General features: G+C 34.7%; 12 protein-coding genes, 1 tRNA gene and 2 rRNA genes (1 of these 15 only partly in view). 5 read left to right on the forward strand and 10 right to left on the reverse strand.

Features of this window, described 5'->3' with window-relative positions:
• Nucleotides 1-86: 86 nt before the first annotated feature.
• The 3 genes from NBE98_RS20260 to NBE98_RS20270 form a co-directional block, all read right to left on the reverse strand.
• Nucleotides 87-1,412: a hemolysin family protein gene (locus NBE98_RS20260; protein WP_250816824.1), complete on the reverse strand. Its 1,326-nt coding sequence runs from the start codon at nt 1,410-1,412 to the stop codon at nt 87-89.
• A 122-nt stretch (nt 1,413-1,534) separates the two neighbouring features.
• A complete protein-coding gene (locus NBE98_RS20265) occupies nt 1,535-2,041 on the reverse strand; it encodes a D-glycero-alpha-D-manno-heptose-1,7-bisphosphate 7-phosphatase (protein WP_250816825.1) in 507 nt (168 codons plus the stop codon).
• 100 nt (nt 2,042-2,141) lie between these two features.
• Nucleotides 2,142-3,602 (reverse strand): aminoacyl-histidine dipeptidase, encoded by a 1,461-nt coding sequence (locus NBE98_RS20270; RefSeq protein WP_250816826.1) that lies wholly within the window; start codon nt 3,600-3,602, stop codon nt 2,142-2,144.
• Nucleotides 3,603-3,800: 198 nt separating this feature from the next.
• Here NBE98_RS20270 and NBE98_RS20275 point away from each other — a divergent pair, with 198 nt between their 5' ends.
• On the forward strand, nt 3,801-4,667 hold the full coding sequence (locus tag NBE98_RS20275) for a PhzF family phenazine biosynthesis protein (RefSeq protein ID WP_250816827.1): 867 nt from the start codon (nt 3,801-3,803) through the stop codon (nt 4,665-4,667).
• A 40-nt stretch (nt 4,668-4,707) separates the two neighbouring features.
• Here the strand turns inward: NBE98_RS20275 and NBE98_RS20280 are convergent, their stop codons facing one another.
• Nucleotides 4,708-6,039, reverse strand: a complete 1,332-nt coding sequence (locus NBE98_RS20280; protein ID WP_250816828.1) for an SH3 domain-containing protein — start codon at nt 6,037-6,039, stop codon at nt 4,708-4,710.
• Nucleotides 6,040-6,337: 298 nt separating this feature from the next.
• Here NBE98_RS20280 and NBE98_RS20285 point away from each other — a divergent pair, with 298 nt between their 5' ends.
• Entirely contained in the window at nt 6,338-6,937 is a 600-nt protein-coding gene (locus NBE98_RS20285) for a DUF1836 domain-containing protein (protein ID WP_250816829.1), read from the forward strand.
• Nucleotides 6,938-6,969: 32 nt separating this feature from the next.
• Here the strand turns inward: NBE98_RS20285 and NBE98_RS20290 are convergent, their stop codons facing one another.
• Nucleotides 6,970-7,422 carry a hypothetical protein gene (locus NBE98_RS20290; RefSeq protein ID WP_250816830.1) on the reverse strand — a complete coding sequence of 151 codons (453 nt, stop codon included), beginning with the start codon at nt 7,420-7,422 and terminating at the stop codon, nt 6,970-6,972.
• A gap of 63 nt (nt 7,423-7,485) precedes the next feature.
• On the opposite strand from NBE98_RS20290, the gene NBE98_RS20295 reads away from it, so the two are divergent.
• Nucleotides 7,486-7,776 (forward strand): hypothetical protein, encoded by a 291-nt coding sequence (locus NBE98_RS20295; RefSeq protein ID WP_250816831.1) that lies wholly within the window; start codon nt 7,486-7,488, stop codon nt 7,774-7,776.
• 113 nt (nt 7,777-7,889) lie between these two features.
• Complete coding sequence (locus NBE98_RS20300) at nt 7,890-9,341, forward strand: NADP-dependent glyceraldehyde-3-phosphate dehydrogenase (RefSeq protein WP_250816832.1); 1,452 nt, start codon at nt 7,890-7,892, stop codon at nt 9,339-9,341.
• A 52-nt stretch (nt 9,342-9,393) separates the two neighbouring features.
• Here NBE98_RS20300 and NBE98_RS20305 read toward each other — a convergent pair whose 3' ends face one another.
• Nucleotides 9,394-10,116 (reverse strand): lysophospholipid acyltransferase family protein, encoded by a 723-nt coding sequence (locus NBE98_RS20305; RefSeq protein WP_250816833.1) that lies wholly within the window; start codon nt 10,114-10,116, stop codon nt 9,394-9,396.
• Nucleotides 10,117-10,265: 149 nt separating this feature from the next.
• Here NBE98_RS20305 and NBE98_RS20310 point away from each other — a divergent pair, with 149 nt between their 5' ends.
• Nucleotides 10,266-11,123: a ComEC/Rec2 family competence protein gene (locus tag NBE98_RS20310; protein ID WP_250816834.1), complete on the forward strand. Its 858-nt coding sequence runs from the start codon at nt 10,266-10,268 to the stop codon at nt 11,121-11,123.
• A 39-nt stretch (nt 11,124-11,162) separates the two neighbouring features.
• Here the strand turns inward: NBE98_RS20310 and NBE98_RS20315 are convergent, their stop codons facing one another.
• The 4 genes from NBE98_RS20315 to NBE98_RS20330 all read right to left on the reverse strand — a co-directional run.
• Entirely contained in the window at nt 11,163-13,610 is a 2,448-nt protein-coding gene (locus NBE98_RS20315) for an ABC transporter substrate-binding protein (RefSeq protein ID WP_250816835.1), read from the reverse strand.
• Between the two features lie 181 nt (nt 13,611-13,791).
• Nucleotides 13,792-13,908: ribosomal RNA gene (rrf, locus tag NBE98_RS20320) — 5S ribosomal RNA — on the reverse strand.
• Nucleotides 13,909-13,912: 4 nt separating this feature from the next.
• Nucleotides 13,913-13,987: transfer RNA gene (locus NBE98_RS20325), tRNA-Asn, on the reverse strand.
• Nucleotides 13,988-14,037: 50 nt separating this feature from the next.
• Nucleotides 14,038-15,990, reverse strand: a 23S ribosomal RNA gene (locus NBE98_RS20330) (it continues 954 nt past the right edge of the window).

Consider the following 15,990-nt stretch of genomic DNA (forward strand, 5'->3'; position numbering starts at 1 on the left):
ATTTAGTCTGAATAACATTCTTCAATAATAGCACTTATTCAAAAAACTGTCAATTTCAAGCAATAAAGGAAGCTCATTAGCTTCCTTTATTGTAAACATATTTTAACTAATTCAATACGCTTCTCATTTACTTTCTCAACCTTAAAAATAAGATTTTCATATTCTACTATATTTTCTTCATTTTCTCTTGGTATACTTCCTAAAAGATCTATAACTAATCCTCCGATTGTATCGCAGTGCTCAGAAGTCAATTCAACGTTTAAAGTTTGATTTATCTCCCCAATTCCAACCATTCCATTAACAATATAGGTAGTATTATCAATCTTTTGGATGTATTCACTCGACTCATAATCCTCATCATATTCGTCAAAGATATTACCCATTACTTCTTCTATTAAATCTTCTATGGTAACTATTCCTGAGAATCCGCCATATTCATCTATTAATATCGCCATATGATTTTTGCTTTTTTGTAATTCTCTAAACAATATATCAATATTTTTAGTCTCAGGAACAAAATATGCTGGTCTTAAAAGTTCTCTAATACATATATCTTCGCTTTTTTGTTTCCTTAAAACAGTAAATATATCCTTCATAAATAGTATCCCAATAATATTATCTGTTTCATGCTCATAAACAGGTATTCTTGAATACTGTTCTTCCAAAACCTCATCAATAAGTCCTTGAATAGGAGTGTCTATATCCACTGTAAATACATTCGTTCTTGGAGTCATTATTTCCTTAGCTAACGTATTGTCAAATTCGAAAATTCCATCAATCATTTCTTTTTCAGTTTCATTAAGTACTCCATTTTCCTCTCCTACATCAATCATCATTCTAATCTCTTCTTCAGTAACTTCTTCTTCATTTTTTTCAGATTGAACGTTGAAAATTTTGGCAAAGAAATTAGTTGATGCTGTAAGCACCTTTACAAAAGGCAACGTTATTTTAGATATGAAAATAATTGGCCTTACTGCAAACAGGGCTATTGCTTCGGCACTTTGCATTGCCACTCTCTTAGGAAGAAGTTCTCCTAAAACAAGAGTTATAAAAGATAATAAAATAGTTACAACTACCAATGAAATCTCATCACTAGCAGATGTTATAAATGGAATATCAAAACCTCCTATTCTCTTAGCTAAGTGTTCTGATATGCTTACAGCAGCAGATGCACTAGCTAAAAAACCTGCCAAGGTTATACCAACCTGTATGGTTGCTAAAAATTTACTTGGCTCCTCCAACAACTTGACTAGTAATTTTGCTTTCTTGTTTCCATCATTAGCCATATAATTTATTTTAGTTCTGTTTAAAGATACCACGGCCATTTCGCTGGCTGCGAAAAACGCATTAATTAAAACTAAAATAAAAATTAGGATTACTTGAAGCAAAATACTATCCGGCTCACTTGGCATTGAAAAAATTCCCCCTCTAATTCACATAAAAATAAAATAGACGAACCTATTATTTAGTTATATATTATATTTATAAAATTATACCATATTTTATTTACTTTGCTAAGCATGTTTAAACTATTTTAACTATTTTTCAATATTTTATCTATTATTTCTGAAAGATTTGCTCCATTTACATCCGCTAACTTGTTTTTTACACCAATTTTTGCAGTTCTGCATCCTGCTGCTATACCTGCTTCAACATCTGTATCCATATCTCCTATCATCCAGCTGTCTTTTAAGTTTATATCATACTTTTCAGTAAGCTCAAGAATCATACCTGGCTTAGGTTTTCTACATTCAGATACCCTTTTAAAGTCAGGGCAATACTTAATTTCCTTAAAACTGCAATAAGGTCTTAATTCCTCTTCCATTTTATGATGAATGTCCTGAAGCTGTTCATGAGTTAAATGCCCCATTTCAATACCACCTTGATTAGTAACAATAAATAATTCATAGCCTGCTTCAACAGCCTTTTTCAAAGCATCACCGACACCATCATATATTATCAAATCTTTAGGCTTATTTACATGTTTCTTTGTATTGTCATTTATCACACCATCTCTATCTAAAAATATTGCCTTGCTCATAAATACACCTTCTTTCTACATACTCAATTTTAGATTATACAATTCTAATAAAATTATTACATAATTAAAAACCTCGCACACTATGGTGCGAGGCAATATACTATTTAATTTCTTTAAGTACAGCAATAAGATAGTTCCACATTCTTTCAGTTGATGAAATACTGATGTGTTCATCTGGTGTGTGTACATCATATAGGTTTGGTCCAAAGGATATCATATCCATTTCCCCAAACTTTTCTTTAAATAATCCGCACTCAACACCAGCATGAATTGCAACTATCTCAGGATCATTACCTGTCATTTCCTTATAAACTCTTTCAAAAACTCTTCTAATTTTTGAATCCGCATCATACTGCCAATCTGGGTAGTCAGCACGGGTTTCACATTCAACTCCAACAACTTCAGCTAAAAGTTTAAATTGATTTACTAAATCTTCCTTTAAAGTTTTAACAGAGCTTCTTGTTGCACTATCATAGGTAATCATATCTTTACTAGTAGTAACAACTCCAAGGTTTGTTGAGCTTTGTACAAGTCCTGCTATTTCCATGCTCATGGTTTGGATTCCGCTTGGAATTAAATAAAGAAGCTGAACAGCCTTCTTGGTTGTTTCCTTTGAAAACATTTTATTATATCTGTCAGGTAGAACTTCCACTTGAACATTTACATCAGGATCTGAAGCCTTAAGTTCATTCTTTAATACTTCATTCCAGCTTGATGCCACTGCTTTTAAGCCTTCTACATCTTCCTTATTAACTAGTAGCACAGCATCTGCTTCACGTGGAATAGCATTATTCTTTGCTCCGCCATTTAATGAACAAAGATTATAGCTTACTCTATCTTGAAGATCATAAAGGATTCTTCCCATAATCTTGTTGGAGTTTCCTCTTCCCTTATGTATTTCCATTCCTGAGTGTCCGCCCTTTAAGCCTCTCAATCTAATAACAATCGGTGTTTTATCCTCTTTTATATCTTCCCATTTAATTGGAAGAGTAACTGAAACTCTTACGCCGCCAGCGCAGCTAACTAAAAGCTTCCCTTCTTCTTCAGAATCTATGTTTATTAATATTCTTCCGTTAATATGTTCTGGATTAAGTGCCATAGCACCGCTCATGCCTGCTTCCTCATCAGTTGTCATTAACGCTTCAACTGGAGGATGTGCGATATCCTTTGATGCTAGAAGTGCCATTGCATAAGCCATTGCAATACCGTTGTCAGCACCAAGAGTAGTACCAGTGGCGTAAAGCATATCCCCCTCAACTCTTAACTTTAGAGGATCCTTATCAAAATCATGTTCTGTTCCCTGATTTTTTTCATTTACCATGTCCATATGTCCTTGAAGAACAATTGTAGGAGCACCTTCGTAACCTGCAGTTCCAGGCTTTTTTATGATAACGTTTAAAGCTTCATCCTGAATAACTTCTAAATTATGTTCTTTAGCAAAAGCAACTAAATAATCGCTAATACCTTTTTCATTCCCAGAGCCCCTTGGAATTTGAGTAATCTCCTCAAAATATTTAAAAACTTCATATGGTTTTAGATTCTTTAGCACATTATTACTCATAATTACCATCCTTTCCTTTTTCCCTTCATAATCATTTCAACATAAATGAAAATAAAAATCAAGTCTTTATAATAAATTGCTAAACATATTTGTACATTTCTTAGTTTATGTAAAATTTTTTAAACATATTCTAAATTTAGGTTTTAAAGCTTTATAATATTATTAAGTGTTAGATTATAAAAAGATTAGGAGAATTTTATGGAATTATACATAGTTGATGCTTTTACTGATAAACCCTTTTGTGGCAACACAGCAGGAGTAGTTTTATGCGAAGAACTTGACACGTTTAGAATGCAAAATTTAGCTTCAGAACTCAGATTTTCTGAAACTGCCTTTATTACAAGGCTTTCTCCAGAACTTTTTGGTATTAAATATTTTACTTCAACTTCTGAAATTGAACTTTGTGGTCATGCTACAATAGCTAGCTTTAAAGTGTTATTGCATAAGGGTATAGTTCAAAATTATCAGAGTTATAAAATAGAGACGCTAGCTGGGATATTGCCAGTACATATACAGGATGACTTATTGTTTATGGAATCCAATGCACCAAAGAATGGTCCTTTTATAGCCGAAGCTAATATAAAAAAATTATGTTCAGTACTTGGTATCTCTGTCTCTGATGTTGGAGATTATAGCATGAGTTTAAAACCTGAGATTATATCAACAGGGCTATATGACATAATGCTGCCTATTAAAACTACTTCTGCATTAGCTAAAATTAATCCAAACTATAAGAAACTTTCTAAGCTTTCAAAGGAACTATCCGTAGTTGGTGTTCACGCTTTTACTTTAGACGCTGATAGGTTTACTGCAAAATGTAGGAACTTCGCTCCTCTATACGGAATCGATGAAGAAGCCGCTACTGGTACTTCAAATGCTTCGCTTACCTACTATCTTTATAAAAATAATGTTATAAAAGACCTAGGCAAAGTTTACATGTTCAGTCAGGGCGACTCTATGGGAAAACCCTCAAGAATTTTTTCCAAAATTTCAGATAATAAACAACCAAAAATACTAATTGGGGGTAATGCGTGTATTGTTTCTGAAGGTAATTTGTTTATATAAAATAACCCTCAGCTTAAAATCCTTAAGCTGAGGGTTATAATTAATTTTCGAATTGAACTGCCGAAGAAAACTTTCGAATATAAGGTACTCCTGAAGAAACGGTTAAAAGAGTCGAAGTTACAGCAACAGCTGCTACAGGTACAGCAACATATTTATCTTCTATCTTTTTACCATATGCTAAAAAATCATGTATCATGTAGTGTACTCCGTCTATTTTGCCAAGATACATCATTACATGTCCTGGTGAAAAAATAGCTGCGCCAGGACTTAAATTATCTAATATCTTGTTTCTCTCTTCTACTGACTCTGTTTCATCAAATTTATAGTGCTTACCGTGGCTACTTTCCTGATCGCCTGCATTTCGTGGAAGCATTATTCCAAAGGTCTTATAGATATCTGCAATAAAGCTTGAGCAATCTCTTCCGCTAAATTTATTGCCCCAATCATATTTTTCTCCCTGAAGCTTAAAGGCTTGTTTTATAATGTTTTCTCTAGTATAGGGCAGGTATCCTTCTACTATATCTTTTCCTTTAGCTATAAGTGATTCCTTAAACCCTAGATACCCTTCCTCAGTTTTTAAAGGCAAATTCAAAACATAATACTGTCTGTTATATTTATCAAATACTTCTCCATTAGCTACTAAAGATATTTTGTTTCCCATATTAAACACTTCATTATATTTATTATTTTCTTTAACATTCTTGTCTATAGTCACATGATTTCCAGTAACTATAACAAAATTTTCAGAATTTATATAGTCAAATACAGTTTTCTTATCCTTAGCAATTGCTATTCCTTCAGCTTTTACCCAACCTCTATAATTATACGTTTGAATAAAATACCACTTTTTATCTTTGCTTTTGTGAAGGATAAGTACAGCCTCACAAGGCTCACAACTTGTCTCTTGAAATCTATCCAAGTTTGAATCTGCAGATTCATAAGTTCCTGCTTCGGTTGGAAATCCTCTAACTTGGAGCTTTTTTATGCTCATTCCATATTCTATTTTGTTTTCTTCTTTAATTCCTTCTAAGTTAGTGTTCTTAATAAGAGAATCTAAGAAATCTTTTTTTATTTGTTTGCCTTCATCATCTACTTTCATTTTATCTGTAAACTTATATTCTTTTATAAAAGCTGATAACTCTTTTTTACTTAAACTCTCTTTATATTGCTGAAGATTATAAACTGTATCAGCTTTTCTTATAGTTTCTTCATTAAATTGCTTAATATCTTTACTATTCATAACAAGACCTTTGCCGTCATGTAGCTTAGACGTCCAAAAACTATAATTCAGCATTTTATTCTCAATTCCTGGTGTAATTATGCTATTTGACGGAAACTCCTCTAATCTTTTAATCATTCTTATATCTGTCATCCTAATCTCCCCTTTATTAAAAATATTGCAGCCGTTAAACATAAAAATAAAAAAACATATAAATATATATATTCTCTTATGGCTGATAAATAATTTCATATAATTTTCCCCTTATTAACAGCTTGTTTATATATAAATATTATATTCCTTAGTCTGGCATTAATAATACCTATGTTTTAATTAATTTCTAATAAGCACTAATACTAATGAATGTTTACTTGTTAACTTAATAATTTAATATTATAATTATTCATGCATAGCTAAATTAATAGCTTAAAATAAGCGGAGTGTGATAATCATGGATTTAACTAAAGAAGAGCTTTTTAAGCTTCTAAATGAAACGATAAACTACGATGATATAAAACTTACTGATATTCCTTGGGTAGATTTATATATGGACCAAGTAACTACTTTTTTTGACGAAAAGCTGAAGGACTTTAAGAGAGATAAGGACGATAAGATACTTACTAAAACAATGATAAACAATTATGCTAAAGCTAAGCTTTTAACCCCTGTTAAAGGAAAAAAGTACAGTAAGGAGCAGATGGTTCTACTTTCTCTTATATACAACCTAAAACAAGTATTGTCTATAAATGATATAAGCCTAGTACTAGCTCCAATCTTAGAAGGGCTTAATTTAAAAGATAACTCGGTTTCTCTCGAAAAAATATATAATGAAAATTTGGATATTAACAAACTTCAAGCAGATGAATTTTGCAGCTGGTTTACAAACAAACTAGATTTTTTATCTAACAAACTAAGTTCCTCCGAAACTGAAAACAAGGAAACTATGCTCCTTATCCTAATTGTTTTGATGCTTGTAAATTCAGCTAACACTCATAAAAGAATGGCTGAAAAAATAATAGATACCTATTTTAATTCTAAAAAAGAAAAATAATATCTTTGGAACAAAAAGGTTTAGATTAAACACTATTGTTCCTTTTCTCTAAACCTTAATTGCACCTTGATTAGTCTAGGCGTAATTCTAATAACTACTAAGCTGCTGGTTAATTGCTCCTCAAATAAATCTTTTAGTATTTCATAAACATAACTTTCAAAATTATAGATTACTATTCCACCTTTAAGCACTACAACATATTTGTTTCCTTTCTTCTCAAGATAAAGATTGTCCCATTCCTTAATATCATACCTATTGTTTTCAATATCAAGTACAATTCCTCTATTTATAATTATTTTTTTCAAACTATTATATTGATCCCTAAGCTGTAAATTCTGAATTTCTAGTTTTCCAAGCTTTTCTTCATTTGTCTTAAATATTTCTTTTTCCTGTTCTATTTCCCGGGAAAGTTTTAGTTTTTTTTCTTCGAGCTTACTAAATTCATTTTCTTTTTGTTTTATATAGTATTTATTTAAATTTTTCATATACTTATACCATCCTGTTAGGTTTTTATATAAAATTACGATTATATTATTAGGTGATATTATATGGATAAATTATTAATTACTCTAAGCGAAATTTTGATTTATATTAAGAATTTTTTCTATAAAACTTATAAAAAAGCTTCTTTTATGTTCAGCAAACAATTAACACTTCAAAAAATGTATGAACCACTAAAAGAAAATAGAATTAAAATCATTGAGGAACTTTCATTAAAGCTAACTATTTTAAAAAAAGAAAATAATAGCCTGACCAAAAGAATTGAAAAACTTGAAGTAGAAAATAGCTTATTAAAAGATAAACTCTCAGCCATCCAGGAACTGCTTCTAAAAAAGTAGCATGTGTTATAGATAATGGGCTTCTCTTTAGTTAATACTATGTTCAGTATAGCATAAAAGTTATTCATCTGATAATTCTTTTAGTGCAAAAATTAATTACAGAGGTGCCGCCTATGTTTGACAATATTCAAGAAAACAAAACCTTTAAAAATTTGTATAATGGTGAATGGATTGTATCTAAATCCGGCAATACGATAGATATATATTCTCCAAATGATAACTCTTGTATAGGAAAAGTTCAGGCTTTTGAAAAAGAAGAAGTGAATAAAACTATTGAAAATTCACGACAGTCTCAAAAGTTATGGGCAGATACTCCTATAAATGAAAGAGCGTCTATTTTACATAAGACAGCTGAGCTTTTAGAAGATAACTTAGAAGAATTATCTCAGCTTCTTCAAATGGAAATAGCCAAAGATAAAGAGTCCTCAGCTTCTGAGATAAGAAGAACAGCAGATTTTATACGCTTTACCGCCGATGAGGGAAAACACATGGAAGGTGAAACTATATTTCCTGATAATTTTCCAGGATATAAAAGAGATAGAGTTTCCATTGTAAATAGAATCCCTATAGGTGTTGTACTTGCTATTTCTCCTTTTAATTATCCTATCAATCTTTCAGCTTCAAAGCTTGCCCCAGCTTTGATTGCAGGCAACAGCGTAATACTAAAGCCGCCTACTCAAGGTGCTTTAAGTGCTCTACATCTCGCTGAAATATTTAATAGGGCTGGACTTCCAAGTGGTGTTTTAAACACTGTTACTGGAAAAAGCTCTGAAATAGGCGATTATATTGTTTCTCATGAAGATATAAATTTTATCAATTTCACAGGTAGCACAGAGGTAGGTAAGCATATTGCAAAAGTAGCAGGCAAGGTTCCAATGTTGATGGAACTAGGTGGTAAGGATGCTGCCATAGTACTTGAGGATGCAGATGTGGGTGAAGCAGCAAAGCAAATTGTTGCTGGAGCTTACAGCTACTCTGGTCAGCGTTGTACGGCTGTTAAAAGAGTCCTCGCTGTAGATAAAATCGCTGACACGCTTATTGCAGAAATGAATTGCTTAATAAGTAAGCTTAAGGTCGGATCTCCACTAGAAGGGGCTCAGATTACTCCACTTATCAATAATGAAGCGGCAAATTTTGTTCAAGAACTTATTGATGATGCTATTTCTAAAGGGGCAAAACTTATAATAGGAAACAAAAGAAACAATAACTTAATGTATCCTTCTCTCTTTGACTATGTAACTACAGATATGAGGCTTGCTTGGGAAGAGCCTTTTGGCCCAATACTTCCTGTAATCCGAGTTAAAAACACTAATGAAGCAATTCAAATCTCAAATGCATCGCAATACGGGCTTCAAGCATCTGTGTTTACAAGTAGTATAAAAGACGCCTTTTATATTGCAAATAAACTTGAAGTTGGAACTGTTCATATAAATAGCAAAACAGAAAGAGGTCCTGATCATTTCCCTTTCCTTGGTGTAAAAGCTTCAGGAATGGGTACTCAAGGCATTAGATATAGTATAGAAGCTATGAGTCGACCCAAGTCTGTAGTTTTAAACATAAACTAAAATAATGCTAAAAAGCCTTCTGCATTACTATCATTTTGCAGAAGGCTCTATTTTACCCGTTTAATTCATCTAAATTCTTTTGTATAATTGCTTTCACATGCTCCGATAAATTATTCTGCTCTTCTTTGCTTAAGGATTTAGTATTTATCGGCTTTGATATTATCAAATCTACTTCTACTGGCTTTGTCTTTTTACCATTTTGTGATTCAAACATTTTATAGGTTCCGTTTATTGTTACTGGAACTATAGGTACTCCCGCTTTTAAAGCAAGCTTCATAGCGCCCTTCTTGAATTCACCCATATCTGGCCCCTTGCTTCTTGTTCCTTCAGGATAAATAGCCATACAATAGCCTTTCTTTAAATTTTCTGTACCTTCTAATATAGCCTTCACTGAAGCTCTAGGATCTTCTCTATCCATAAAAACACTATGCTGCTGTTTCATCCAATAGCTTACAAGTGGAAAACTCTCAAGTTCCTTCTTAGCTATAAATCCAATAGGCTTATGGATATATCCAGCTAGAACTAATACATCAAAATTGCCTTGATGATTGCCAACAAAAACACAGCTTCCTTCAGGAATATTCTCTTCACCAGTTATCTTAACAGTGGAACCTGTTGCCACTACTAAGCTAGTTGCAAGTTTCCATAACTCCTCATATGCATATTTATCTATTTCTTCAGGTGTCATCTTCTTTTTTAGGATTTGGAATTTAGTCTTCTTCACAAATAATTTAATAAGAAAATAAATACCGTAAATTAACCACAAGTATGGCATAGTTGTCCCCCTTAAATCTATGTTGTATTAGATAATCACAATTTCTTTCTAATATACATCATTATACTAACATATATACTTTATTGCAACACCGCAGCATATATGTTAGTATGTATAAAGATGTTTGAATCTCTAAATAGGAGGTATTTATGAAGTTCATTAAAGGTTATTTAAAATATACATTAGTATTGTTGATATTAATTTTAACTCTTTCAGGCTGCACTCAGTCAAGCACTAATACACCTATAAACTCCCAGGATAAATCCCTAATGCTTATTCATTATATAGATGTAGGTCAAGCTGACAGCATCTTAATACAGGTTAATGGTAAGAATATGCTTATTGATGCAGGAAATAGAGGTGATGCCGATACTGTTATCTCATACCTTCAAAAACAGGGAGTAAAAAAACTCGATTACGTTATAGCTACTCACCCTCATGAGGATCATATAGGAGCTATGAGTGATATAATTAAAAAATTTCCTATTAGTGAATTTTATGCACCAAAGAAAACTGCTTCAACTAAAACTTTTGAAAACATGATTAATGCTTTAAATGGAAAGAAGATAATTGCTGCAAGAGCTGATGTAACACTAGACCTTGGAGAAAATACCGAAGCTGTGCTTTTGGCTCCAAATAACAATAACTATGAAGACATAAACAACTACTCTGCGGTTTTAAAGCTTAAATATGGAAGCAATAAATTTTTGTTTATGGGGGATGCTGAAAAATTAAGTGAAAAAGAAATTCTAAATACAAATTCGGATATTTCAGCAGATGTAATTAAGGTCGGTCATCATGGAAGCACTACTTCCTCTTCAAAGGAATTTCTTGATAAAGCTGCTCCTAAAATTGTAGTAATAAGTGTTGGGAAAGATAACGACTATGGCCACCCGCACAAAGAAACCTTGGCTGAATTTAAGAAAAGAGGATATACGGTATATAGAACTGATATAGACAGTACAATTGTACTTCAATCTGATGGCAAAAATATAAAAAAGAGATAAGAAATAGCCCAGCAGAGTTTATTCTACTGGGCTTTTAATCTATTCTTCCTTCCAAATATCTGCAAAATTTATAATATTAAGCGGATGAACCTTTAAACCTTTAACTGAATCTCTATAAGCATATGAGACACAAATATTAGACAATGGTACCCAAGCTGCATCCTCCATTACTATATTTTCCAGTTTGCATAATAATTCCCTATATTTATATGGGTTTTTGGTTTTCTTAGCTTTATCAATAAGCTTCATTAGTTCTGGATTGTTATATCTACTCCTGTTTGACGAATTATTTATATCAATAAGCGGCTCGATAAAGTTATCTGCAGTTCCTGAATCTCCTAGCCAGCCATAAGTAAATAAATCACTCTTTCTAAAAGATTCCTCATCATAATACTTTGCTCCATTAACTTCCATAGTTCTTAGTTCAATTCCTATTTCCTTTAGGTTTTCCTTAAGTACCACTGCCAACCTTGAATGAAATCCTGTATTTCCTCCATTGCTAGATATCTGTAAAGTTAGAGTACCTGAGCTAATGCCGCTTTTTCTGATAAGCTCTTTTGCTTTACTTAAATTTCTTCCGTAGGTAATTAAGCTTGGATTGTTTAAAATACTTGCCGGGAATACTCCCTTTGAAACTATTTCAAACCCTCCTAAAGCTTCTTTAATTATTCTATCCTTATCTACACAGCAGTTTATAGCTTGTCTAGCAAATTTATTCTTTATTATAGGATTATTACTTCTATAGTTAAAGGCAATAAATCTAAGTCCTATACACTGTGATAAATCCGTTTTATAGTTTTTTTCTCTTATTCTATCAATATTTGAAGCATTAACTGTTATATAGTCCAAATTCCCTTTTTCAAACTGTTCAAAAGTATCTTCAATATCACATATAATCCTTATACTATTAACTAGTGCTTCACCAAGATCAAAGCCATCAAATTTCTCTAAAATAATTTCATTAGTTGCTTTATCCCAATCTGCAAACTTATACGGTCCTGCCCCTACAGGCTTTAACTGTAAATTGTTAAATTCTTCTTTAGGTAAGATTGAGCATGAGCAATGAGCTAAATTATTGATAAATGAACTGTACGGATACTTCAATACTATTTTTAAATTATAGTCGCCATTTACGATAATACCTGCAACTTCATTTGTTTTTTCGCTATAAAATTCTTCAGCACCCCTGACCATAGACAAGAACCATCTATTAGGCGAATCCAACTTCTTGCTTAATAGCCTTTCAAAGGTGTACTTAACATCTCTTGCTGTTATATTTCTGCCATTATGAAATTTCATATTTTTTCTTAAATTAAAGTTCCAAGTTAAGTTGTCGCTTTCAATATGCCAAGTCTTTGCTATAGCACTTATTACCTCAGTTCCGGGACCAAATTGTACTAGTCCAAGGTTAATAGCTGTTAAAACATTAGAATCGTTTATTTCTGTTGCCATAGCTGGGTCTAGGGCTTTTAGAGCAGCTGCTGCCATTGTGAAACTTGTTTTTTGAATATCCTTATCTAATCTTTCTATTTCAGATAACATATTTAGGTTAGTAATTGTCTGTTTAAGATTGTTTAACGCAGCCTTTTGCCTATCAGCATTTACAGATATATTTTCATTAAAAGCCCTTACTTTTTCTGACACCTGCACCATTTCATCAATTACAGAAATTAGGTTTTGATTTTTATCTACTTGCTGCTTTACCGCGCCGCTTATTTGATTTGAAATTATTTTTGTTCTCTCAACAGATTCCATCATATCATTTATTGCTCGTCCAGCATTTTCAGCTATCGTAGTACTCTCTAAAACTTTTTCTGTACCATCCATTATTATATTTAATGTATCTTCTGTTACTTCAGTTATTTCTGTTACTATGCGATCTATTTCATCTGCAGACTTTGAACTATTCTCTGCAAGTTTTTTTACTTCACCGGCTACTACCGCAAAACCTCTTCCTGCTTCTCCAGCCCGGGCAGCCTCTATATTCGCATTTAAAGAAAGTAAATGTGTGGTTTTTGCTATACCTTTAATAGTATCTAATATTACCTTTATTTTATTAGATTTCTCAGCTAACTCAATGATTGTTCCTTTCATATTTTCAACTGTGTTCTGTACTGTCTCAATACTTGAAATAACGTTATTTACAGATACTTGTCCTATTTTAGCTCTATTTAAAGTATCCTCAATGACCTTCATTGTCTCATCAGCACCAGCATTAACTTCTTCTGAAAAAGCTCCAACCTCAGAAGAAACATCTACAGTTTTTAAAATATGCTCACTGTGTTTTTCCATCTCCATATTTATATCTTCGACAGACCTAATAAGTATTTCTGTAACTTCGAGTGCTTCTTCAGCTTCACTCGAAACTCTTTTAGCAACTATGTTTTGATAGACTTGCCTATTTATCCCCTTAGGCCTGACTGTCTTCTCAAAAGTATTTGTTAAAGCAAGCTCTGGCTCTTCTAGCCTTTTCCTTTTAAAGAACATATAAATCCCCCTAGTTCTTAAATCTTACATAGTTTATCAATTTTTTTACAGTACATCAATTTTATAGTTATATATTCATATAATAGCATATTTTTTTGCATTTCTCTATATTTTATTAAAAAAATAGATTTTTCGTCAAATACATAACAAAAAAACACTAAGTAAATACTTAGTGTTTTCAACCTGGCAACGTCCTACTCTTCCACTCAGTCTCCCGAGCAGTACCATCGGCGCTGAGAAGCTTAACCATCGTGTTCGGAATGGGAACGGGTGTAACCTTCTCGCCATCATCACCAGATAAATGGCTCCGTGGAGAGGACTCGAACCTCCAACCCTTCGGTTAACAGCCGAATGCTCCGCCATTGAGCTACCACGGAATATGTAGAAAGAATTTTGTTCTTTCAAAATTGCACAGATTAAAATATATTTGGTCAAGCCCTCGACCTATTAGTATCAGTCAGCTAAATATGTTACCACACTTACACCTCTGACCTATCAACCTTGTGTTCTTCAAGGGGTCTTACTAGCTTACGCTATGAGAAGTCTTATCTTGAGGTGGGCTTCACGCTTAGATGCTTTCAGCGTTTATCCCGTCCTAACATAGCTACCCAGCCGTGCCACTGGCGTGACAACTGGTGCACCAGAGGTTAGTCCATCCCGGTCCTCTCGTACTAAGGACAGCTCCTCTCAAACTTCTTGCGCCCGCGACGGATAGGGACCGAACTGTCTCACGACGTTCTGAACCCAGCTCGCGTGCCGCTTTAATGGGCGAACAGCCCAACCCTTGGGACCTACTTCAGCCCCAGGATGCGACGAGCCGACATCGAGGTGCCAAACCTCCCCGTCGATGTGGACTCTTGGGGGAGATCAGCCTGTTATCCCCGAGGTAGCTTTTATCCGTTGAGCGATGGCCCTCCCACGAGGAACCACCGGATCACTAAGTCCTACTTTCGTACCTGCTCCACTTGTAAGTGTCGCAGTCAGGCTCCCTTCTGCCTTTACACTCTTCGAGCGATTTCCAACCGCTCTGAGGGAACCTTTGAGCGCCTCCGTTACATTTTAGGAGGCGACCGCCCCAGTCAAACTGCCCACCTAACAATGTCCTGTGACCAGATTCATGGCCGCCAGTTAGAAACTCAGTACTGTCAGGGTGGTATCCCAAGGATGACTCCGCAGGGCCTAACGACCCTGTTTCCCAGTCTCCCACCTATCCTGTACAGACAATACCGAATCTCAATGCTAAGCTACAGTAAAGCTCTACGGGGTCTTTCCGTCCAATCGCGGGTAGCGAGCATCTTCACTCGCAATACAATTTCGCCGGATTCGTTGTTGAGACAGTTCCCAAGTCATTACGCCATTCGTGCGGGTCAGAACTTACCTGACAAGGAATTTCGCTACCTTAGGACCGTTATAGTTACGGCCGCCGTTTACTGGGGCTTAAGTTCATGGCTTCGCCTTACGGCTAACCAATCCCCTTAACCTTCCAGCACCGGGCAGGCGTCAGCCCCTATACATCAGCTTTCGCTTTAGCAGAGACCTGTGTTTTTGCTAAACAGTTGCTTGGGACTATTCTCTGCGGCCACATTGCTGTGGCACCCCTTCTCCCGAAGTTACGGGGTCAATTTGCCGAGTTCCTTAACAACGATTCTTCCGCTGGTCTTAGGATTCTCTCCTCACCTACCTGTGTCGGTTTGCGGTACGGGCACCAATTACCTCGATAGAAGCTTTTCTTGACAGTGTGGAATCAGATACTTCGCTACTTAAATTTCGCTCCCCATCGCACCTCAGCTAATCCAGGCGGATTTGCCTACCTGAATACCTAAATGCTTAGACAGACTAATCCAACAGTCTGCACATCCTATCCTTCTGTGTCACTCCATCTCTAATAACGCCATTGGTGGTATCGGAATATCAACCGATTGTCCATCACCTACGCCTTTCGGCCTCGGCTTAGGTCCCGACTAACCCTGAGCGGACGAGCCTTCCTCAGGAAACCTTAGGTTTTCGACCAATGAGATTCTCACTCATTTCTCGCTACTTATGCCAGCATACTCACTCCTGTACAGTCCACCACTCCTTACGGTATGACTTCTGCCCATACAGGAAGCTCCTCTACCACGTACCTTACGGTACATTCATAGCTTCGGTGGTAAGTTTTAGCCCCGGACATCTTCGGCGCAGGATCTCTCGACTAGTGAGCTATTACGCACTCTTTAAATGAGTGGCTGCTTCTAAGCCAACATCCTAGTTGTCTTAGAAATCCCACATCCTTTTCCACTTAACTTACACTTTGGGACCTTAGCTGATGATCTGGGCTGTTTCCCTTTTGACTACGGATCTTATCACTCGCAGTCTGACTGCCGGGATAAAAGTATATGGC

Source organism: Clostridium swellfunianum (assembly GCF_023656515.1).
GTDB classification, from domain to species: Bacteria; Bacillota; Clostridia; order Clostridiales; family Clostridiaceae; genus Clostridium_AT; species Clostridium_AT swellfunianum.

Bases quoted from the DNA above. Each gene is read 5' to 3' on its own strand.
- NBE98_RS20300 (WP_250816832.1), top strand. From the start codon at position 7,890: ATGTTTGACAATATTCAAGAAAACAAAACCTTTAAAAATTTGTATAAT.
- NBE98_RS20265 (WP_250816825.1), bottom strand. From the start codon at position 2,041: ATGAGCAAGGCAATATTTTTAGATAGAGATGGTGTGATAAATGACAAT.
- NBE98_RS20305 (WP_250816833.1), bottom strand. From the start codon at position 10,116: ATGCCATACTTGTGGTTAATTTACGGTATTTATTTTCTTATTAAATTA.
- NBE98_RS20285 (WP_250816829.1), top strand. From the start codon at position 6,338: ATGGATTTAACTAAAGAAGAGCTTTTTAAGCTTCTAAATGAAACGATA.
- NBE98_RS20315 (WP_250816835.1), bottom strand. From the start codon at position 13,610: ATGTTCTTTAAAAGGAAAAGGCTAGAAGAGCCAGAGCTTGCTTTAACA.
- NBE98_RS20260 (WP_250816824.1), bottom strand. From the start codon at position 1,412: ATGCCAAGTGAGCCGGATAGTATTTTGCTTCAAGTAATCCTAATTTTT.
- NBE98_RS20295 (WP_250816831.1), top strand. From the start codon at position 7,486: ATGGATAAATTATTAATTACTCTAAGCGAAATTTTGATTTATATTAAG.
- NBE98_RS20310 (WP_250816834.1), top strand. From the start codon at position 10,266: ATGAAGTTCATTAAAGGTTATTTAAAATATACATTAGTATTGTTGATA.
- NBE98_RS20280 (WP_250816828.1), bottom strand. From the start codon at position 6,039: ATGACAGATATAAGAATGATTAAAAGATTAGAGGAGTTTCCGTCAAAT.
- NBE98_RS20270 (WP_250816826.1), bottom strand. From the start codon at position 3,602: ATGAGTAATAATGTGCTAAAGAATCTAAAACCATATGAAGTTTTTAAA.
- NBE98_RS20275 (WP_250816827.1), top strand. From the start codon at position 3,801: ATGGAATTATACATAGTTGATGCTTTTACTGATAAACCCTTTTGTGGC.
- NBE98_RS20290 (WP_250816830.1), bottom strand. From the start codon at position 7,422: ATGAAAAATTTAAATAAATACTATATAAAACAAAAAGAAAATGAATTT.